Genomic DNA, 17,739 nt, shown 5'->3' with positions numbered 1-17,739 from the left:
CCAAACGACATGCACGCATGATAATCCCCTCCAAGACGCCTCTCATGGGCGGTCCACCTGATGGAGGATAAGGTGAGATGGTCCGCAAATTTATGCAACGATTTTCAGCAAACGATTGTAATTTACATCGATTTGCCCGGAGGCTGGTAAAGCGGTGCCCTTGATTCAGTGCGTTGCTGGTTGCGACCGGTATTATTTTGCATGATCCAACTGGTGATCAACGTCCGCACGACTCGCGAATCACCAGGTCCGTCGGCAAACGTTCGGATTTGGCGCGGTGACCATCGATGATGCGCAACAACTTGGACGCCAGCAGATTACCCGCCTTGATGACATCCTGTCGGATGGTGGTCAGTCCCGGGGTCGACAGCGCGGCCGCGTCGATATCGTCATAGCCGATCACCGCCACATCCTCGGGCACGCGCAGGCCCCGCTGACGCAGCGTCTGGATCGCCCCCAGCGCCACCAGGTCGGATGCTGCGACGATCGCGTCAAAGGCGATGCCCCGCTCCAGCAGATTGTCGATTGCCTCGGCCCCCTCGAACCGCCCGGCAGTCGGCGTCTGAACCATGGCGGGGTCGAACGCCACGTCATGCGCCGCCAGCGCCGCGCGATAGCCGTCGAGCCGGATTGCGATCTGCGAAAAGGAGGTGCGGGCGGCGGCAATGGGCGGCATCGCGCCGATAAAGGCAATGCGTCGCCGCCCTTTCCGAAGAAGATGCGCGGTCGCCTGAAACCCGCCCTCGTGATTGTCGCTGCCTATCGAGCAATAGCTCTGCCCCGCCACCTCGACACCCCAAGCCACCAGGGGTTTGCCCAAATCGGCATAGCGGTTGAGCGTATCGTGGAACTGCGACTGGCCTAAAAAAATCGTACCGGCATAGCCGCTCTGATCCAGAAACTGCGTCAACGTCGCATCGTCATAGGGTGTCTGCCACGCAATCGACACGTCGCGCCGCCGCTCGCGCAGGGCTGTGCCGATACCGCCGATCAACGCCAGCTCGAATGGATTGGCCAGCTGGCTGCCATGCGCGGTCGCGACCGGCACGACCAGACAAATCTGCTCGGACAGCGACGGCGCGGCGCGGCGTATCTTTTGCGGCACATGGACATAGCCCAGCCGGTCCGCAGTGCTCAGCACCCGCTCGCGCGTCTCCTCGCTGATGGCGCTATGCCCGGTCAGCACCCGCGATACGGTCGCGACCGAAACCCCGGTTTCCGCTGCGATCCCGCCCAGGGTCGGCCCGCCCCGTTTCACCCGCGCCATGGTCGACTCGATATTTGCATTAGCTTGCACTAAGCTATGGTCGCGTCCTCGTCCATGGTCGACAGACACAGGCTCAGCACCGCCCCCATCGCCATCAGCCCGCCCGCCATGAGCAGTACCGGCCAAGCCATGCCGCCCAGTCCGTGCGCGATGATCCAGCCCATGCTCAGCCCCGCAACCAACTGCGGAACGACGATGAAGATGTTCATGACGCCGATGAACATGCCCGCCGTCGCGCTGGAGACCGCCCGCCCGGCCAACACGAAGGGGGCGCTCAGGATCGAGGCATAGGCGATGCCGATCAGCACGGCGCAGGCGACTAGTCCGGCGGGATGAGAGACCAGCGCCATGCCCGCCAGTCCTAGCGCGCCCGCCACCAACGCCGCCGCATGGACCCGCGTCACCCCGAACCGCCGGAACAGCCCCGGCAGCAGAAAGGCGAACAGCCCGGCCACTCCGTTATAAGTTCCGAACAGGATCCCGACAAAGTCCGCCCCCCGGGCATAGGCTGCATCGAAGGGCGAGGTTGCTCCGTACAGCTGCGCCGCGACCACCGGCGTGGCATAGACCCATAGTAGATAGAGACCGAACCAGCTGAGAAACTGGATGGCCGCCACGGGACGCAGCGCCCGCCAGAGCGCGGCAAAGCCGGTCCGGTGGCTAGGCCTTACTGACGGATCATGCTGTGGCGTAGGAGCCGCGACCGGCTCGCGCACCCGCGCTACCGTCCAGCCGACTGCCAGCGCTACTGCGAGCGCCGCCGCGAGGAATGCCACCCGGATCGACGGCGCGGTCCGGCCTAGCTGGGCGACGTTCGACCAGCCGCCCCATGCGAGCAGGATCGGCGCACAGGCCCCGGCCAGCGCCCCCAGCCCGATAAAGACGGTCTGCATGGCATAGCCGCTTGCCTGATCCTCGGGCGGCAGCGTGTCGGCGACCAGCGCGCGATAGGGCGCATGAAGCGCATTCATGGCCGCCTCCAGGCCCCAGACCACCACCACCGCCACCATGAGCGACGTCGCCATCGGTAAGGCGGCCAGCGCGGCGATCACCAGCAGCGCCGATACCAGCATATAGGGCCTCCGCCGCCCGAACCGGCCACCATGCCGATCGCTGATCGCGCCGACGACCGGCTGCACCAGCAACCCCGTCACCGGCCCCGCCAGCCAAAGGATCGCCAACTGGTCGACCGAGGCCCCCAGTCCCTGGAACACGCGGCTCAGGCTGGCGCTCTGGATCCCAAATGCGATCTGTAACCCGAGATAGCCGACGCTAAGGTCAAGTCCCTTGATGCGCATCGATGGTCCCATGGCTCAGGACATCTACAATTTCGTCCGCTCGCTCAAGTCGCTCTGTGGTCGCACGTTTTATGGATACATCGCCGAGCTTCGACCATCAGGGTTGGACCTGTTTATCGATCACCCGCGACGGCGGGAAATGGGGACTGGCGCAAATTCACGCGATCCTGACCCGCACGACCTATATCGGCGAGCACCGCTTCCACACGCGCTCGCACAAGGATCGGGAGAAGAAGCCGGAAGCCGAGGTCGCGGTGATGGCAGTGCCGCCGCTGATCGACCGGGAGACGTTCGACGCCGTTCAGGCGCGTCTCAAATCCCGCAATCCGATGGTAGTGCCCGCACGGGTATCGAGCGGGCCGACGCTGCTGACCGGCATCTGCTTCTGCGCCAAGTGCGGCGGCGCGATGACGCTTCGCACCGGGCGCGGCAATGGCGGGCAGTATACCTATTACACCTGCTCGACCAAGGCGCGTCAGGGCAGGACCGGCTGCGAAGGACGCTCGATCCGCATGGACAAGCTCGACCATCTGGTAGCGAGCCATCTCGAAGATCGCCTGCTCCAACCGAAACGTTTGGAGACGATCCTGTCGAGCCTTCTCGATCGCCAGCAGGAGCGAACCGAGCGCCGCCGCGAGCATCTGGCGGAGCTGAACCGGAGAATTACGGAAACCGATCAGCGCCTCAATCGGCTCTACGACGCGATCGAATCAGGCGTCGCGGCGCTGGGCGACCTGGGCCTGAAGGATCGGATTGCCAATCTGAAGGCGATCCGCGATCAGGCGGCGGCCGACGCCGAGCGGATACGGATGACGCTCGATGGCTCGGGCGATCGGGCGGTTACGCTGGAAATGATCGACGCGCTTTCGCAAGCCGCGCGCAGCAGCCTGCGGATCGAAGGAGGCGGCTATCGGCGGGATCACCTGCGCGCCTTCGCTCAGCGCGTCGAGGTCGCGGACGATGAAGTTCGGATCATGGGGACGAAATCGAACCTGCTTCAGGGCCTCGTCGCCGCTTTGAGCGGGAAAACGGCGGCTTTGCCGGTTCGCAGTTCTGTACTGAAATGGCGCGCCCGGAGGGATTCGAACCCCCGACCGAGGAGGTAGAAGCTCCTTGCTCTATCCAACTGAGCTACGGACGCGCGGATGGGCGGGTTCGTAGCGTGGTTTGCGTGCTTTGGGAATGGCGATAAATGTCGGTCCGAACAGGGTGAAGGGGATCGGCATGAGTGGGGAACGGGCGGTCACGGGACGCGATGTGGAGCGGACGACGTTTCGCTGGTTCGACTTCGTGATGGCGGCGTTCGTCACCATCCTGCTGCTGTCCAACGTCATCGGTGCGGGCAAGGTCGCGGTGATCGACTTGCCGCTGGTCGGACAGTGGCCGTTCGGCGCGGGTATCCTGTTCTTTCCGCTGAGCTACGTCATCGGAGATGTGTTGACCGAAGTGTACGGCTATGCCCGCGCGCGGCGGGTCATCTGGGCGGGGACGGCGGCGGTGCTGTTCATGGCGTTCATGAGCTATGTCGTCGTCGCGCTGCCACCGGCGCCGAGCTGGACCAACCAAGCCGCTTATGAGGTGATCTTCGGCCAGGTGCCGCGCATCGTCCTGGCCAGCGTCTGCGCCTTTTGGGCGGGCGAGTTCGTCAATGCCTATGTCATGGCGCGAATGAAGGTCTGGACGGGCGGGCGGCATCTCTGGTCGCGGACCATCGGCTCGACGTTGGTGGGGCAGGGGGTCGACAGCCTGATCTTCTATCCGCTGGCCTTCTGGGGCGCGGAGGGGTGGACCACGCATCTGGTGGTCGTGGTGCTGTTCACCCAATGGGCGCTGAAAGTAGGTTGGGAGGTGTTGCTGACCCCGGTGACCTATCTGATCGTCGGCTGGCTGAAGCGCGCCGAGGGGGTGGATGTGTTCGACGAGGGAACCGACTTCACGCCATTCCGGGCGCGGGTTTGATTTGGGTTCGCGCGACGCCGCGAAGACGCAAAGGAGCGGGGCATGAATGGGTTCGCGCAGAGGCGCAGAGGGCGCGGAGCTGCCCTACGCGGCGGTAGCCGCATGCTTTTGCCGCAAGCATGAGGCGAAAGGGATAAAGCGTCCACAAGACCAGACACCTCTGCGTCCTCCGCGCCTCCGCGCGAACAAAAACCTTCTTCGCGCCATCGCGGCTTCGCGCGAACAAAAAAGGGGAAGCGAGTCGCCTCGCTCCCCCTTTGTCAGATGTAGTCCCATGGCCTTCGACTTCGCTCAGGCTGAACAGGGCGGTAGGACAGGGCCTTTACGCCCCCACCATCTCCAGCAGGCCCTCGAACAGGCGTCGGCCATGGTCGCCACCGTGAGCGGCTTCGATGCGGCGTTCGGGGTGGGGCATCATGCCCAGCACGTTGCGCTTCTCGTTCAGCACGCCCGCGATGTTGCGAGCCGAACCGTTGACGTCCTCGGCATAGCGGAAGGCCACGCGGCCTTCGCCTTCCAGGCGGTCGAGCGTGTCGGCATCGGCGAAATAATTGCCGTCATGATGCGCGACCGGGATACGGATCGTCTCGCCCTGTTCGTAGAGGCGGGTGAAGGCGCTGTCGGTGTTGGCGACCTCCAGATTCACGTCGCGGCACACGAAGTTGAGCGAGCGGTTGCGCATCAGCGCGCCCGGCAGCAGCCCGGTTTCGGCCAGCACCTGGAAGCCGTTGCACACGCCGAAGACCGGCGTGCCCTTGTTCGCCGACTCCACGACCGCGCGCATGATCGGCGAGCGGGCCGCGATCGCGCCGCAGCGCAGGTAATCGCCGTAAGAGAAGCCGCCCGGTACGCCGATCAGCCCCAGCCCCTCGGGCAGTTCGCTGTCGCCGTGCCAGACCATGGCCGGCTTGACGCCCGTCACCGCCTCCAGCGCGACGGCGAGGTCGCGGTCGCAGTTCGAGCCCGGAAAGACGATTACGGCGGTCTTCATCAGGCGCGCTCCACCCGGTAATTCTCGATCACGGTGTTGGCGAGGAGCTGGCGGCACATCTCGTCGATCTGCGCGTCGGTGGTCGCGTCGGCGACTTCCAGCTCGATCAGCTTGCCCGCGCGGACGTCGTTCACGCCCGCAAAGCCCAGGCTTTCCAGCGCGTGGTGGATCGCCTTGCCCTGCGGGTCGAGCACGCCGGGCTTCAGGGTGACGAAAATCTTCAGCTTCATTACTTGCCCCGGCTCTTGCGGTGTTCTTCGAGGTCGAGGACGGCGGTGTCGCCCCCCTCGGGCAGCAGGCCCAGACGGCGTGCCACTTCCTGATAGGCTTCCACCTCGCCGCCCAGGTCGCGACGGAAGCGATCCTTGTCCAGCTTTTCGTTGGTGGTCATGTCCCACAGGCGGCAGCCATCGGGGCTGATCTCGTCCGCCAGGATGATGCGACCGAAGTCATTGTCCCAGATGCGGCCGAATTCCAGCTTGAAGTCGACCAGACGGATGCCGATCGCGGCGAACATGCCCGACAGGAAGTCGTTCACGCGGATCGCCAGGTCGGCGATGTCGTGCATCTCTTCCTGGCTGGCCCAGCCGAAGCAGGCGATATGCTCGTCGGTGACCATCGGGTCGCCCAGCGCATCGTCCTTGTAATAATATTCGATGATCGTGCGGGGCAGCTTCACGCCCTCTTCGATGCCCAGGCGCTTGGACAGCGAGCCCGCCGCGACGTTGCGCACCACGACCTCGATCGGCACGATCTCGACCTGGCGGATCAACTGCTCGCGCATGTTCAGGCGGCGGATGAAGTGGGTCGGCACGCCGATATGGTCGAGCATGGTGAAGACATGCTCGGAGATGCGGTTGTTGAGCACGCCCTTGCCGTTGATCGTGCCCTTCTTCTGGGCATTGAACGCGGTGGCGTCGTCCTTGAAATACTGGATCAGCGTGCCGGGCTCGGGGCCCTCGTACAGGATCTTGGCCTTGCCTTCGTAGATTTGGCGGCGGCGAGCCATGCGGCGGTCCCCTGAAATGAGTACAGCCCCGGCGCCCCCATGCTGAGGCCCGAGGCGGGATGGCGCGCCTATAATGGAAGGGGCGCGGCGGCGCAATGGAGTTGGGCGCCATACGGACATGGTGCGGCGAACAGCATCGTCAAGGATGACGGCGTTGTAATCCGCGCTACATGATGAACAGTTTTTCGAAGCCGGATTAAAGATTCGTAAGGTAAGAAGTAACCGAAACCGATCCTGTAGATCACGGGTTATGACTATGCTTGCAAAGGAGGTAGTCATGAACAAGCTGATGATCGGTGTTGTTGGTGGAGCCCTGGTGTTGACGGCGGGTACTGCCGTAGCACGGCCGATGCATGCGGCGCAGCAGCCGCAAATCTGGGAGCAGGCGCGTGTCCCGCTCGCCAACGGCATGGAGGCCATCGCGGTGGTGAAGAATGGCAATGCGGAGCGCACGGTCGCCTGCCGCGATACGGCGGATGTCCTCGCGACCTTCCATCCCGAAGTCGTCGCCTTCCAGCCGGTGCGCGGGCCGCATGGCAAGGTGAAGACCGACGAGGATGTGGCCGGGGTCGAAACCTTCACCCCCGTCGCCTTCCAGAATTGCACCGTGGCGGCGGGCGATCACTTCGCCCAGGATGTGAACCAGGCTCAGGCGACCCAGGCGTAAGCCCGGTCCCTGGTTCGACGAAGCGGGCGCGGCTCCCCCACGCGTCCGCTTCGCATGTATATGTTCCCTTTTTGATCTCGCCGATTGTTCTTCGGTGCAACGCTTGCTAGAAGCGATGCTTCCATGGCGATCGATCTCCGCGACAATCCTCCCGTCGGCGTGCTGGACGCGCCCTTCGACAGTGCGCTGTCGGAGCGTTACCTCGTCTATGCGCTGTCCACGATCACCGCGCGCTCGCTGCCCGATGTGCGCGACGGGCTGAAGCCGGTGCATCGGCGGCTGCTCTGGGCGATGCGGCTGCTCAAGCTCGATCCGGCGGCGGGGTATAAGAAGTGCGCCCGCGTCGTGGGCGACGTGATCGGTAAATACCATCCGCATGGCGACCAATCGGTCTATGACGCGATGGTTCGCCTGGCGCAGGATTTCGCCCTTCGCTACCCGCTGGTCGACGGGCAGGGCAATTTCGGCAATATCGACGGCGATAACGCCGCCGCCTACCGATATACCGAGGCAAGGCTGACCCAGGTCGCGATCGATCTGATGGACGGGCTGGATGAAGACGCCGTCGCCTATCGCCCGACCTATAATGGCGAGGAGCAGGAGCCTGAACTCTTCCCTGGCCTGTTCCCCAACCTGCTGGCGAATGGCGCGAGCGGCATCGCGGTCGGCATGGCGACCAGCATCCCGCCGCATAACGCCGCCGAACTGCTGGAGGCCGCGATCCTGCTGGTCGATCGGCCGGACGCGGATGACGATGCGATCCTCGCGCTGGTCAAGGGACCCGACTTCCCGACCGGCGGCATCGTGGTCGATGCGCCGGCCATATTGCGCGAAAGCTACACCACCGGGCGGGGCGGCTTTCGCGTCCGCGCGCGCTGGGAGATCGAGCGCGAAAAGGGTGGCGGCTGGCAGATCGTGGTCAGCGAAATCCCTTACGGCGTCGCCAAGGGCAAGCTGATCGAACAGATCGCCACGCTGATCAACGACAAGAAGCTGCCGATCCTGGCGGACGTGCGCGACGAATCGGATGCGCAGGTCCGCATCGTGCTGGAGCCGCGCGCGCGCACCGTCGATCCGCAGGTGCTGATGGATGGGCTGTTCCGCTTCTCCGACCTGGAGACGCGGGTCAGCCTGAACCTCAACGTTCTCGACAAGGACCGCACCCCGCGCGTCATGTCGTTGCGCGAGGCGCTGGCGGCCTGGGTCGAACATCAGTTCGTGGTGCTGCGTCGCCGCTCGGAACACCGGCTGGGCAAGATCGCCGACCGGATCGAACTGCTCGAAGGCTATCTGGTCGCCTATCTCAACCTCGACCGGGTCATCGAGATCATCCGCACCGAGGACGAGCCCAAGGCGGTGATGATCGCGGAATTCCGCCTGACCGACCGTCAGGCCGAGGCGATCCTCAACATGCGCCTCCGTTCGCTGCGCCGTTTGGAAGAGTTCGAGATTCGCGGCGAGCGCGACAAGCTCGATAAGGAGCGCGAGCAACTCACCCTGCTGCTGGGGTCCGAACAGCGCCAGCGGACGCGGATGAAGAAGGATCTGGGCAAGATCCGCGACCGCTATGGTCCCGAGACTGCGCTGGGCGCGCGCCGCACGCTGATCGAGGAAGCCGCGCCGACCCGCGACATACCCCTGGAGGCGATGATCGAGCGCGAGCCGATCACCGTCATCCTGTCGCAACGCGGCTGGATTCGCGCGATGAAGGGGCATGTCGACCTCGCCTCGGCGGATACGGCGAAGTTCAAGGAAGGCGACGGCCCCGCTTTTGCCTTCCACGCGCAGACCACCGACAAGTTGTTGCTGGCGGCGGCGAATGGGCGCTTCTTCACGCTGGCGGCGGACAAGCTGCCCGGCGGCCGCGGCTTCGGCGAGCCGGTGCGCGCGATGATCGACCTGGACGGATCAATCGGCATTGTCGGCTTCCTGCCCGCCGCGCGCGCGACCAAGCTGCTGGTCGCGGCGTCGGACGGGCGCGGTTTCGTCGTGCCGACCGCCGATACCATTGCCGAGACCCGAAAAGGAAAGACCGTGCTGACCCCGCGCGCCGGGTCCCAATTGAAGGTCGTGCGTCCGGTCGGGGCCGAGGACGATTATGTCGCGGCGATCGGTGACAATCGCAAGCTGCTGGTCTTCCCGCTGACCGAGTTCGTCGAGTTGTCGCGCGGGACCGGGGTCCAGCTTCAGCGCTACCGCGATGGTGGATTGTCGGACGCCACGACCTTCGTCTTCAAGGACGGGCTGAGCTGGATGATGGGCGGCGATAGCGGGCGGGTCCGTACCGAATCCGACCTGTCGGCCTGGCGGACGGCGCGCGGCGCGGCGGGGCGGATGCCCCCTACCGGCTTCCCGCGCGACAATCGTTTCGATTAGAGGCTTTCTGCGAAACAGGCCGAGGGACGTTCTTGCGGCATCGGCCTGCTGAAGACCGGCGTCCGGCCCGTTTCCGGGGCGAACGCCCGGGCCGGATGAACCCGTTTCGGCTCCGCGCGATCGATCGATCCGTAATCGATTGCGATGAGAGAAAACCGCCCTGTTTTTAGGGGGTTTTAAGACTCTCCGGCTAATCGGGACGGGAGATGGCTTCAATCGCTTATCCCACGCAACGTTCCTCGACGCGAAATTCCGTGTCGCTGACGTCATGCGCGATTCAGATCATGGCGATCCCGGCGGCGGAGATCCGGCTGTCCGAGGGCTGCCTGAGCATTGTCGCGGCCAATGACGCCTTTCGCCGCGCTGGTCTCGATGAAGACCGGACCCAGATGATGTTGATGACCGAACTGGCACAGCGGATCGAGGCGTTTCTGGGGGGCGACCAGGGCTCGGTGGACTTCCCGCTGCAACTGGGCGAGGTGATCGACTGCCGTTACTATCAGGCGACCCTGACGCGCCCGGCCGAGGGGGCGGCGGATCATTGCGTCCTGATGCTCGTCGATCACACCACCCAGCATCATACCGAGCGCAGCCTGCGCCGCGAAATGATGACAGACAGCCTGACCGGGCTGCCCAATCGACAGGGCTTTGGCGACCTGATCGAGGCGATCATGGCGACCGGCCAGCGTCATGCCGTGCTGGTCATCGACCTCAACCGATTTGGTCGGCTGAACGCGTGCATGGGTTCGCTGGTCGGCGACGAATTGCTGATTACCGTGGCGCGGCGCGTAAAGGGGGCGCTGCGCGCCCGCGACTCGATCGGCCGAATCGGTGGTAATGAATTCGGCATCCTGATGATGATCGACGGCAGCGAGGACGAGGCGCATGTCCTGGCCGCCCGGATCGACCGCGCGATGCGCGCGCCGTTCCGGCTGACCGATTACGAGGTCAATGTCGAGGCATCGGTCGGTATCGCCTTCAACGAAGGGCCCGATGGCGATGCGGAGGAGTTGATCCGCCACGCGCAGTTCGCGGTGAAGCATGCCAAGGCGGCCGGCCGCACCGAAATCTATCACCCGCAGGCCTTCACCATCGCGCGCGCCCAGTTCGCGATGGAAACCGCGTTGCGCCGCGCGATCGAACAGAACGGATTGCACCTCGCCTATCAGCCGATCTGCGACCTTGCCACGGGCAAGACCGTCGCGTTCGAGGCGCTGTCGCGTTGGCGCGACGTGGATGGGCAGGATCATTCGCCGTCCGAATTCATCCCCGTCGCCGAGGAATCGGGGCTGATCGTCCCGCTGGGCCGCTGGGCGGTGCGAGAGGCGCTGCGGCAGCTTGCCGAATGGGACCGGGCGGCAGGCGGCGACTGCGGGGTCCGCATATCCGTCAACGTCTCCGCGATCCAATTGCAGCGCGACGATATTCCGGCGCTGATCGAAATGGCGTTGGCCGAAGCCGGCATCGCCGGCGAGCGGTTGACGCTGGAGTTGACCGAAAGCGCGATCGTCGGCGATCCCGATCGGGTCACCGCGATCATGAAGGCGTTGAAGGCGCTGGGCACCACCATCGCGATGGACGATTTCGGCACCGGCTATTCCAGCCTGGCCTATCTTCAGAAATTGCCGATCGACGTGCTCAAGATCGATCGCAGCTTCATCAACGGGATGCTTGCCGACCGCGACAAGATAGCGATCGTTCGCGCGATCCTGGGTCTGGCCCAGGCGCTCGGCATGCAGACCACCGCCGAGGGGATCGAGGCGATCGAACTGGGGCATACGCTGGGAGCCCTGGGCTGCAATTACGGCCAGGGCTATTTCTATGCCTATCCGCTCGATCCCGATGCCGCCTGGGCGATGATCGCCGATCAGGCTTGAGCCACCGCCGCATCGGCCAAGGCGCCGACCCGCGCTTCGTCCGGGAAATCCTCCGCGATCCAGCGGGTCTCGATCTGGCGAAGCAGCCGCGCCACTTCCGGCCCCTTGCCGATCCCGCGCGCCACCAGCGCGCCCCCGGTCAGCGGCAGGGTGGGCGGGGTCCAGTCGCGTATCGGCTCGACGGGCTCCCCAGCCAGCAATAGCCGGTCGATCGCTCCACCGACCCCGACGCGATAGGCCAGCGCGCGGGGGCCTTCCTCTCCCGGTCCGGCGGTGGCGGCGATCAGGCGCTTGCGGTCGAGATTGGAGAGCTTCAGTCGGGCTCCCACCGCTTCGGCGGACGGCGGCGGGATCAGCGCGGCGAGGCGGCGAATGGCGTCGGGCGCGATCCCCTGGGCCCGCTCGCGCTCGGCCAATTGCGCCAGCCGCTCGGCCCCCTCGGCATCGATCTCCGGGATCACCGCCCGGAAAATGCCGTGTTCGACCATCAGCGCGATCACCGGCACGGCGCGCGCCGCCACCAGCAATTTCAGCAACTCCGCCGCGATCCGCTCGCGCGACAGGGCCATCAGGTCGTTGGCGCGCTGCGTACAGGCCGCCAGCCCGGCTTCGTCCACCGCTTGGCCGAAACGGGCGTGGAAACGGAAGAAGCGCAATATCCGCAGATGATCCTCGGCAATGCGCTGCAACGGATCGCCAATGAAGCGCACCCGCCCCGCCTTCAGATCGTCCAGCCCGCCGAAATAGTCGAACATCCGGCCGGTCGCCGGATCGGCGTAAAGCGCGTTCATGGTGAAGTCGCGCCGCGCCGCGTCCTCGCGCCAGTCGTCGGTGAAGGCGACCACGGCATGGCGGCCATCGGTGGAGACGTCGCGACGCAGCGTCGTGACCTCGACCGGGCCGTCGGGCAGGACGGCGGTGATGGTGCCGTGCGCGATGCCGGTCGGCACCGGCTTGAACCCGCATTCGCGCACCCGCTCGATCACCGTCTCGGGCGAGAGCGGCGTGGCGAGGTCTATGTCCGCCACCGCATGGCCCAACAGCGAGTCTCGCACCGCGCCGCCGACGAAACGCGCCTCCAGCCGGTCGGCCAGCGCGACCAGATCGGTCCGGTCCGCCCAGGGGGCGCCGGCGGCGTTCAGGCCGCCCATTGCAGTCGCCGTGACAGGTTGACGATCATCGCGGCAGTCGCGCCCCAGATGCGCCGGTCGTTCCATAAAATCTCGTAGAAATGGCGGGTCCGCCCGCGCCACGGCGCGCTGACCCGGTGGTGATGGGCAGGATCGAGGAGAAAGGCCAGTGGGACCTCGAACAGGTCGGCCACTTCCGCCTCCGCCGGGTGCAGGGTCAGGTCGGGCGGGATGACACCCAGCACCGGAGTCACCTCGAACCCGGTCACCGTGCGATAACGGTCCGCCAGTCCGACTATGGTGACGGCGCCGGGGCTCAGGCCAATTTCCTCCTCCGCCTCACGCAATGCCGTTGCGACCAGATCGGCATCGCCGGGATCGGCCCGCCCGCCGGGAAAAGCGATCTGCCCGGCATGATTGCGCAAATTCTCGGTCCGCTGGGTCAGGACGACACCCGGCTCGGCCCGGTCGGTGACCGGCACCAGCACGGCGGCGGCGGTGGGCGTCACCGTCATCTCGTGCGTCTCGACTCCGTCGCCGGTCAGCAGGTCGGCGGCCGGAATGCGCGCCATCGCCTGAGCCAGCCTTTCGGCCAGCGTCATGCGGCGGCCGGACCGGTCAGGGGAAAGAACGCGCCATCACTCCACACGCCGGGCACCTGCTCGTCCCCGACCAGCGCGCGTTCGGCCAGTTCATAATAGACCGGCCGCGCGATCAACGCCTCCAGCCCGTCGCGGACATGCAGATAGGGGCGGGGGCCGTCTTCGCTCTCGACGAAACGCAGCCCATGGGCGGGGCCAGCGGCCACCAGATCGCCGGTGTTGAGTTGGAAAACCAGCCGGGCATCCCGCCCTTCGCCCTCGGCCTTCATCGTCACCGCGACGAACGGCGCATCCTCGACCGCGATGTCGAGCTTCTCGACCGGCGTCACCAGGACGTGGCGACCATCGGGTTCGCGTCGCAAAATGGTGGAGAACAGGCGGACCATGGCCGGACGCGTGATCGGGCTGCCCTGGTGAAACCAGGTGCCGTCGCGCGCGATCCGCATGTCGCTGTCACCGCAATGGCCGGGATTCCATTGCGACACGGGCGGCAGCTTCTGCGCTTCCATAGCCTGGACGATTTCGGCCAGGCTGAGCGAGGATAGATCGGGGGGCAACGCCATCGGCATGATCCACCCGAGTTAGGGACGGAGACCGCTCAGGTAAAGGCCGCAGGCTCAGCCGCGGGTGGGATCGGGACCCAGCATCCCCGCCATGGCGGGCACTTCGGCGCCACGGGCCAGCAGGCGATGCCGCTCGACCGGTCCCGGCAGCCGCCATTGGCCGGTACGTTCGGCAGTGAAGCCGAAGAAGCGGCCATAATATTCCGGATCGCCGATCAGCATCAGCGCGCTGTCCCGTCCCAGCGAGGCCGCCGCCGTCAGCATATGGTGAAGCAGGTGCCGACCGATGCCGTCGCGCTGGCGATCTGGTGCGACCGCGACCGGCCCGACCATCACGAGCGGATGCGCAGTCCCGGCGTCATCGGTCAGCGCCACCGGCCAGCAATGGATCGAACCGATCAGCGCCTCGTCCTCGACCATCGCGAAGCAGAGCGGCGAAATGGGGGCGACGCTGCCGCGAATCTTATAGGCGGTTCGCGCCTGCCGCCCCGGTGGAAAGGCACGGTCCAGCAGGGCCTCGACCGCGGCGGGATCGACCGCGTCGAGCGGGACAAGGACGGGCGTGACGGTCAAGGGGCGGCAGTCCGGTGGGTGAGGGGGACGCGCGCCCTTAGCGCGACGGCGGAGTGATGCAAGCTTTCCCTTGCGCTTTCCTTGGGCGTACGGCCTCTGCTAGAGGCGCGGGCATGGAAGACCGTCTCCAGCTCGAAGTCCACGACCTTGAAGTGCAGGTCCTGACCGGCATTTATTCCGAGGAAACGCACCTGCCGCAGCCGCTGCGCATCTCGCTGACCGTCGATCTCGACTGTCCGGCGCGCTATACCCCGGACAGTCCGCTGACCGAGTCAAAAAACTATCTCGACCTCAAACATGCCGCGACGGCGTTGCCGGAGGGCGTGCATTTCACGCTGATCGAAGGGGTTGCGGATCATATCTGCGATACGCTGTTCCTGCAGGACAAGCGGGCTAGCCGGGTGCAGGTGAAGATCGTCAAGCTCGCCATCGCCGAGGATGGCGAAGCGATCGGCATCACCCTGGTCCGCCATCGCCGCTGATCGTCATGGCGGCGCGGCGAATCGATCTCGATCCCAACGCCGATGTCGCGGTCGTGGTGGCCGCGAATCCCGGTGTCGATCTGGTCCTGGTGCTGACCCCGGGGCGTGACCCCGTGTCGCAGGCGATGGTCGAGGCGGCGATCGCGCCGCTCGCCATCGCCGCCGCCCCCGGCGCGCGGATCAATGCGATCGTCCCGACGGCGGACGCCACGGCGGAATCGGTCGCGGCGGCGGTTGCCTATTTCGCCGCCGCACACGCCGTCACGGGTCAGTTGCTCGCGGTCGGCACCTGACGCTCGCGCCCGCAGGGGCCGAGCTTTTGCAGGACGAAGCGATAATCGTCGCGCGCCGCCCCGGCATCCTCGGGCGACAGCGACGCCGTGCTGTGGTCGGGCAGCGATTCCGGCAACGCGCAGGCGAGGCGATACCAGAGCAGCGTGTCGCGCGTGGGCGGTGCGGCGGATTCGTCGACAATCTCGCTCAGCGCCACGGCATAGCGGCGGTCTTCGCCTGGACGGCGCAGCACGGATAGCGAAACCGGGCGATTGTTGGCGGTGGTCAGGAAAATCTGGGTTTCGCCTTCGCCGGGCAGGCTGCCGGGTACGTAAAAGGCGTTGCCGACGCCGGTGATGACCGGCGGCGCATCGGGCGACAGGGCGTCGCGCGTGATGGCGCGGCTGCGCTGTTCGGCATCCGGGGTCCAGGCAAGCTGCGCATCGGGGGCGACGAGTTGCAACTGATCCGCGGCATTCGGGACACGACGCGCAAAGATCAGCACGCGCATCTTCTTCAGCCGCGGTGCCCGTCCGCGCGCGTCGGTGGCGGCATCGAACAGATAGCCGACCCGTGCGGGCAAACCGCCCGCCCCCCGGATCAACGTGCCCACATCCGCCTCGACATAGAAACGCTGATGCCCGGCCGCGACGCCCGCCGCCTCGGCCCCCTTGATCGCCGCCGCCGATCGGATCGTCACGTCCGCGATCACCGGGGCCGACAGGACCAAATCGGCCATATCGGCATAGCCGGGCCCTGTTTGCGCTACCATCGAATCACCCTGAGCGATCGACGGCCGGGTCGCGATCTGCGCCGGAACGGGGGAGGTAAAAGCGGGAATCGCCAGCGTCAAAACGCAAGCGCGAATGGCGTGGGAGAGGGGATTCATCGCTTTCGGCTACTCCTTCATGTATTAACGGTACAGAAATAATTTCGTCATGTGCCGGTTGTACGTTTATTACGTCCGACAAACTGATTGCGCCGCGCCAGTCGTAGCGATAGGGTTCAAGGCTCTGCCGCGTGCCGTAAGAGCATGGCAGGAGTTTCCCACGTCCCCACGCTACGGCGAGGCGAAACTGGCAGACTGAGGAGTTTCGTTGCTGAATGGCCTATACTGACCAGAAGATGTCCGGGGGCAAGGTGGTCGCGATCGTTATCGTCGTGCTCATCCATGCTGCTCTGGGCTATGCCTTCGTCACGGGGCTGGCTTACCAGTACGTGAAGAAGGCCACCGAAAAGCTCGACACGTTCAACGTGGAAGAGCCGCCGCCCCCCCCACCGCCGGAAGATCCGCCGCCCCCGCCGCCGGAGCAGCCTAATGTGCCGCCGCCGCCGACCACGGTGGTGACGCCGCCGCCGATCGTGCAGCTGCCGGTTCCGGCACCCGCCGTCACGACGACGTCGGTCATCCCGCTCAGCCAGCCGACTGCGCCTCCGGCTCCGCCTGCGCCGCCGGCCCCGCCTGCGCCGCCGGCTCCGCCCGCGGTTTCGAAGGCGGCCGGTCTGCGCGGTAATCCGGGCCAGTATTTCGGTCCCGACGCCTATCCGCCCTCGGCCCAGCGCGAAGGCGCGGAAGGTCGCGTGTCGGCCAAGCTGTCGATCGGCACCGATGGGCGCGTTACCGACTGTTCGATCCTGTCGAGCAGCGGCAACCGGGCCCTGGACGATGCGACGTGCCGCATCTCCAAGGCGCGCGTTCGCTTTACCCCGGCGCAGGATGCCGGCGGTAATCCGGTCGCGTCGTCCTATACGCTTAACATCCGTTGGCAGCTGCCACAGGAATAACGGCTAAAAGCCGATCAAAACCCAACGCTTTAGTCAGAGGACCTAACCAACCATGCTCACCACCATCCTCGCCGCGGGCGGCGCCGCGGCCGGTGCCGAAAACCCCTACGGTCTCGGCCAGGCCCTGAAGGAAGGCGGCCTCATCTCGCAGTCGGTGTTCACCATCCTCTGCTTGATGTCGATCGTGTCCTTCTACATCCTGTTCTCGAAGCTGTTCGAGCAGCAGAAGATCATCAACCAGGCGAAGCGCGTTCGTCAGGGCTTCTGGTCGTCGAACTCGCTGCGCGAAGGTTCGGCCAAGCTCGAGAAGAACTCGGCCTACAAGCAGATCGTCGACGACGGTCTGGCCGCGCAGGACCAGCATTCGAAGCTGACCGATCCGGTCGAAGCGCATGACTGGCTGCATGGTTCGCTGGCCCGCTCGGAAGCCGCGATCAACTCGAAGCTGGGCGGCGGTCTCGCCTTCCTCGCGACCGTCGGTGCGACCGCGCCGTTCATCGGTCTGTTCGGTACGGTTATCGGCATCTACCGCGCGCTCATCAAGATCGGTTCGTCGGGTCAGGCGTCGATCGACGCGGTCGCCGGTCCGGTCGGTGAAGCGCTCATCATGACCGCGCTCGGCCTGGTCGTCGCGGTTCCGGCCGTGCTCGCCTTCAACTGGCTGCAGCGTCGCAACAAGGGCATCGCGGAAGACCTGTCGTCCTTCTCGAACGACGTGCTGGGCTTCCTGGCTTCGAACGGTGCGGTTCGTCCGGCCATCGCTTCGGGCGCCGCTGCCAAGCCGACCGCCGTCAAGGCGACCCCGGCGACGACCACGGCCGGTCAGGCCGGTGGCGTTCAGACGCGCGCCTGAGCCTAAGGGGGCGGGGACCGATCCTTCTGGACGC

General features: G+C 65.7%; 19 protein-coding genes, 1 tRNA gene and 1 pseudogene. 9 read left to right on the top strand and 12 right to left on the bottom strand.

From position 1 onward, the window contains the following. Positions 1-217: 217 nt before the first annotated feature. Positions 218-1,267: a LacI family DNA-binding transcriptional regulator gene (locus ACWPWT_RS01205; protein ID WP_454278225.1), complete on the bottom strand. Its 1,050-nt coding sequence runs from the start codon at positions 1,265-1,267 to the stop codon at positions 218-220. A gap of 29 nt (positions 1,268-1,296) precedes the next feature. Next, positions 1,297-2,565, bottom strand: coding sequence for an MFS transporter (locus ACWPWT_RS01200; RefSeq protein WP_454278224.1), 1,269 nt, complete (start codon positions 2,563-2,565; stop codon positions 1,297-1,299). 2 nt (positions 2,566-2,567) lie between these two features. Between ACWPWT_RS01200 and ACWPWT_RS01195 the strand changes: the two are divergent. Next, positions 2,568-3,053: pseudogene (locus ACWPWT_RS01195) on the top strand (recombinase family protein); the annotation flags it as partial. A 222-nt stretch (positions 3,054-3,275) separates the two neighbouring features. Here the strand turns inward: ACWPWT_RS01195 and ACWPWT_RS01190 are convergent. Beyond that, a complete protein-coding gene (locus tag ACWPWT_RS01190; protein WP_454278223.1) occupies positions 3,276-3,488 on the bottom strand; it encodes a hypothetical protein in 213 nt (70 codons plus the stop codon). A 141-nt stretch (positions 3,489-3,629) separates the two neighbouring features. After that, positions 3,630-3,706 (bottom strand) — tRNA-Arg (locus tag ACWPWT_RS01185). Between the two features lie 83 nt (positions 3,707-3,789). Between ACWPWT_RS01185 and ACWPWT_RS01180 the strand changes: the two genes are divergently transcribed. After that, positions 3,790-4,524, top strand: coding sequence for a queuosine precursor transporter (locus tag ACWPWT_RS01180; RefSeq protein ID WP_454278222.1), 735 nt, complete (start codon positions 3,790-3,792; stop codon positions 4,522-4,524). 322 nt (positions 4,525-4,846) lie between these two features. Here ACWPWT_RS01180 and purQ read toward each other — a convergent pair whose 3' ends face one another. Genes purQ through purC form a run of 3 tightly spaced genes read right to left on the bottom strand, consistent with a single transcriptional unit; the run spans position 4,847 to position 6,524 of the window. Continuing rightward, positions 4,847-5,515 (bottom strand): phosphoribosylformylglycinamidine synthase subunit PurQ, encoded by a 669-nt coding sequence (gene purQ / locus ACWPWT_RS01175; RefSeq protein ID WP_056430531.1) that lies wholly within the window; start codon positions 5,513-5,515, stop codon positions 4,847-4,849. Next, the gene (purS, locus tag ACWPWT_RS01170; protein ID WP_042486357.1) at positions 5,515-5,745 is read right to left on the bottom strand and encodes a phosphoribosylformylglycinamidine synthase subunit PurS; all 231 of its coding nucleotides are present in this window, start codon (positions 5,743-5,745) and stop codon (positions 5,515-5,517) included. Before purS ends, purQ begins: the two co-directional genes overlap by 1 nt. Then, positions 5,745-6,524, bottom strand: coding sequence for a phosphoribosylaminoimidazolesuccinocarboxamide synthase (gene purC, locus ACWPWT_RS01165; RefSeq protein ID WP_007405170.1), 780 nt, complete (start codon positions 6,522-6,524; stop codon positions 5,745-5,747). The genes purS and purC overlap by 1 nt, the downstream gene beginning before the upstream one ends. A gap of 277 nt (positions 6,525-6,801) precedes the next feature. On the opposite strand from purC, the gene ACWPWT_RS01160 reads away from it, so the two are divergent. The 3 genes from ACWPWT_RS01160 (at position 6,802) to ACWPWT_RS01150 (ending at position 11,444) form a co-directional block, all read left to right on the top strand. After that, the gene (locus tag ACWPWT_RS01160; protein ID WP_454278221.1) at positions 6,802-7,191 is read left to right on the top strand and encodes a hypothetical protein; all 390 of its coding nucleotides are present in this window, start codon (positions 6,802-6,804) and stop codon (positions 7,189-7,191) included. A 123-nt stretch (positions 7,192-7,314) separates the two neighbouring features. Further along, on the top strand, positions 7,315-9,567 hold the full coding sequence (gene parC / locus ACWPWT_RS01155) for a DNA topoisomerase IV subunit A (RefSeq protein ID WP_454278220.1): 2,253 nt from the start codon (positions 7,315-7,317) through the stop codon (positions 9,565-9,567). Positions 9,568-9,851: 284 nt separating this feature from the next. Beyond that, positions 9,852-11,444, top strand: a complete 1,593-nt coding sequence (locus ACWPWT_RS01150; RefSeq protein ID WP_454279865.1) for a putative bifunctional diguanylate cyclase/phosphodiesterase — start codon at positions 9,852-9,854, stop codon at positions 11,442-11,444. Here the strand turns inward: ACWPWT_RS01150 and ACWPWT_RS01145 are convergent. Genes ACWPWT_RS01145 through ACWPWT_RS01130 form a run of 4 tightly spaced genes read right to left on the bottom strand, consistent with a single transcriptional unit; the run spans position 11,435 to position 14,312 of the window. Continuing rightward, positions 11,435-12,595, bottom strand: coding sequence for a CCA tRNA nucleotidyltransferase (locus tag ACWPWT_RS01145; protein ID WP_454278219.1), 1,161 nt, complete (start codon positions 12,593-12,595; stop codon positions 11,435-11,437). The genes ACWPWT_RS01150 and ACWPWT_RS01145 overlap by 10 nt on opposite strands. Beyond that, positions 12,583-13,176: a CoA pyrophosphatase gene (locus tag ACWPWT_RS01140; RefSeq protein WP_454278218.1), complete on the bottom strand. Its 594-nt coding sequence runs from the start codon at positions 13,174-13,176 to the stop codon at positions 12,583-12,585. Before ACWPWT_RS01140 ends, ACWPWT_RS01145 begins: the two co-directional genes overlap by 13 nt. After that, complete coding sequence (locus tag ACWPWT_RS01135) at positions 13,173-13,745, bottom strand: DUF1285 domain-containing protein (protein WP_454278217.1); 573 nt, start codon at positions 13,743-13,745, stop codon at positions 13,173-13,175. Before ACWPWT_RS01135 ends, ACWPWT_RS01140 begins: the two co-directional genes overlap by 4 nt. Positions 13,746-13,793: 48 nt before the next feature. Further along, positions 13,794-14,312: a GNAT family N-acetyltransferase gene (locus ACWPWT_RS01130; protein WP_454278216.1), complete on the bottom strand. Its 519-nt coding sequence runs from the start codon at positions 14,310-14,312 to the stop codon at positions 13,794-13,796. 113 nt (positions 14,313-14,425) lie between these two features. Between ACWPWT_RS01130 and ACWPWT_RS01125 the strand changes: the two genes are divergently transcribed. Together ACWPWT_RS01125 and ACWPWT_RS01120 are read left to right on the top strand one after the other, a co-directional pair. Continuing rightward, positions 14,426-14,794 carry a dihydroneopterin aldolase gene (locus ACWPWT_RS01125; RefSeq protein WP_454278215.1) on the top strand — a complete coding sequence of 123 codons (369 nt, stop codon included), beginning with the start codon at positions 14,426-14,428 and terminating at the stop codon, positions 14,792-14,794. 5 nt (positions 14,795-14,799) lie between these two features. Next, positions 14,800-15,087: a Rossmann fold domain-containing protein gene (locus ACWPWT_RS01120; protein WP_454278214.1), complete on the top strand. Its 288-nt coding sequence runs from the start codon at positions 14,800-14,802 to the stop codon at positions 15,085-15,087. Here the strand turns inward: ACWPWT_RS01120 and ACWPWT_RS01115 are convergent. Next, a complete protein-coding gene (locus ACWPWT_RS01115; protein WP_454278213.1) occupies positions 15,063-15,839 on the bottom strand; it encodes a hypothetical protein in 777 nt (258 codons plus the stop codon). The two genes, ACWPWT_RS01120 and ACWPWT_RS01115, sit on opposite strands and share 25 nt — an antisense overlap. Positions 15,840-16,171: 332 nt before the next feature. On the opposite strand from ACWPWT_RS01115, the gene ACWPWT_RS01110 reads away from it, so the two are divergent. Then, positions 16,172-16,852: an energy transducer TonB gene (locus ACWPWT_RS01110; protein WP_261269858.1), complete on the top strand. Its 681-nt coding sequence runs from the start codon at positions 16,172-16,174 to the stop codon at positions 16,850-16,852. Positions 16,853-16,904: 52 nt separating this feature from the next. Continuing rightward, positions 16,905-17,705 (top strand): MotA/TolQ/ExbB proton channel family protein, encoded by an 801-nt coding sequence (locus tag ACWPWT_RS01105; RefSeq protein WP_261269857.1) that lies wholly within the window; start codon positions 16,905-16,907, stop codon positions 17,703-17,705. The last annotated feature ends 34 nt before the right edge of the window (positions 17,706-17,739 follow it).

This window comes from Sphingomonas sp. Marseille-Q8236 (assembly GCF_965112005.1).
This window is presented reverse-complemented; position numbering and strand designations above follow the sequence as displayed.

Bases quoted from the DNA above. Each gene is read 5' to 3' on its own strand.
- ACWPWT_RS01205 (WP_454278225.1), bottom strand. From the start codon at position 1,267: ATGGCGCGGGTGAAACGGGGCGGGCCGACCCTGGGCGGGATCGCAGCG.
- ACWPWT_RS01200 (WP_454278224.1), bottom strand. From the start codon at position 2,565: ATGCGCATCAAGGGACTTGACCTTAGCGTCGGCTATCTCGGGTTACAG.
- ACWPWT_RS01180 (WP_454278222.1), top strand. From the start codon at position 3,790: ATGAGTGGGGAACGGGCGGTCACGGGACGCGATGTGGAGCGGACGACG.
- purQ (WP_056430531.1), bottom strand. From the start codon at position 5,515: ATGAAGACCGCCGTAATCGTCTTTCCGGGCTCGAACTGCGACCGCGAC.
- purS (WP_042486357.1), bottom strand. From the start codon at position 5,745: ATGAAGCTGAAGATTTTCGTCACCCTGAAGCCCGGCGTGCTCGACCCG.
- purC (WP_007405170.1), bottom strand. From the start codon at position 6,524: ATGGCTCGCCGCCGCCAAATCTACGAAGGCAAGGCCAAGATCCTGTAC.
- ACWPWT_RS01160 (WP_454278221.1), top strand. From the start codon at position 6,802: ATGAACAAGCTGATGATCGGTGTTGTTGGTGGAGCCCTGGTGTTGACG.
- parC (WP_454278220.1), top strand. From the start codon at position 7,315: ATGGCGATCGATCTCCGCGACAATCCTCCCGTCGGCGTGCTGGACGCG.
- ACWPWT_RS01150 (WP_454279865.1), top strand. From the start codon at position 9,852: ATGGCGATCCCGGCGGCGGAGATCCGGCTGTCCGAGGGCTGCCTGAGC.
- ACWPWT_RS01145 (WP_454278219.1), bottom strand. From the start codon at position 12,595: ATGGGCGGCCTGAACGCCGCCGGCGCCCCCTGGGCGGACCGGACCGAT.
- ACWPWT_RS01140 (WP_454278218.1), bottom strand. From the start codon at position 13,176: ATGACGCTGGCCGAAAGGCTGGCTCAGGCGATGGCGCGCATTCCGGCC.
- ACWPWT_RS01135 (WP_454278217.1), bottom strand. From the start codon at position 13,745: ATGCCGATGGCGTTGCCCCCCGATCTATCCTCGCTCAGCCTGGCCGAA.
- ACWPWT_RS01125 (WP_454278215.1), top strand. From the start codon at position 14,426: ATGGAAGACCGTCTCCAGCTCGAAGTCCACGACCTTGAAGTGCAGGTC.
- ACWPWT_RS01120 (WP_454278214.1), top strand. From the start codon at position 14,800: ATGGCGGCGCGGCGAATCGATCTCGATCCCAACGCCGATGTCGCGGTC.
- ACWPWT_RS01115 (WP_454278213.1), bottom strand. From the start codon at position 15,839: ATGGTAGCGCAAACAGGGCCCGGCTATGCCGATATGGCCGATTTGGTC.
- ACWPWT_RS01110 (WP_261269858.1), top strand. From the start codon at position 16,172: ATGGCCTATACTGACCAGAAGATGTCCGGGGGCAAGGTGGTCGCGATC.
- ACWPWT_RS01105 (WP_261269857.1), top strand. From the start codon at position 16,905: ATGCTCACCACCATCCTCGCCGCGGGCGGCGCCGCGGCCGGTGCCGAA.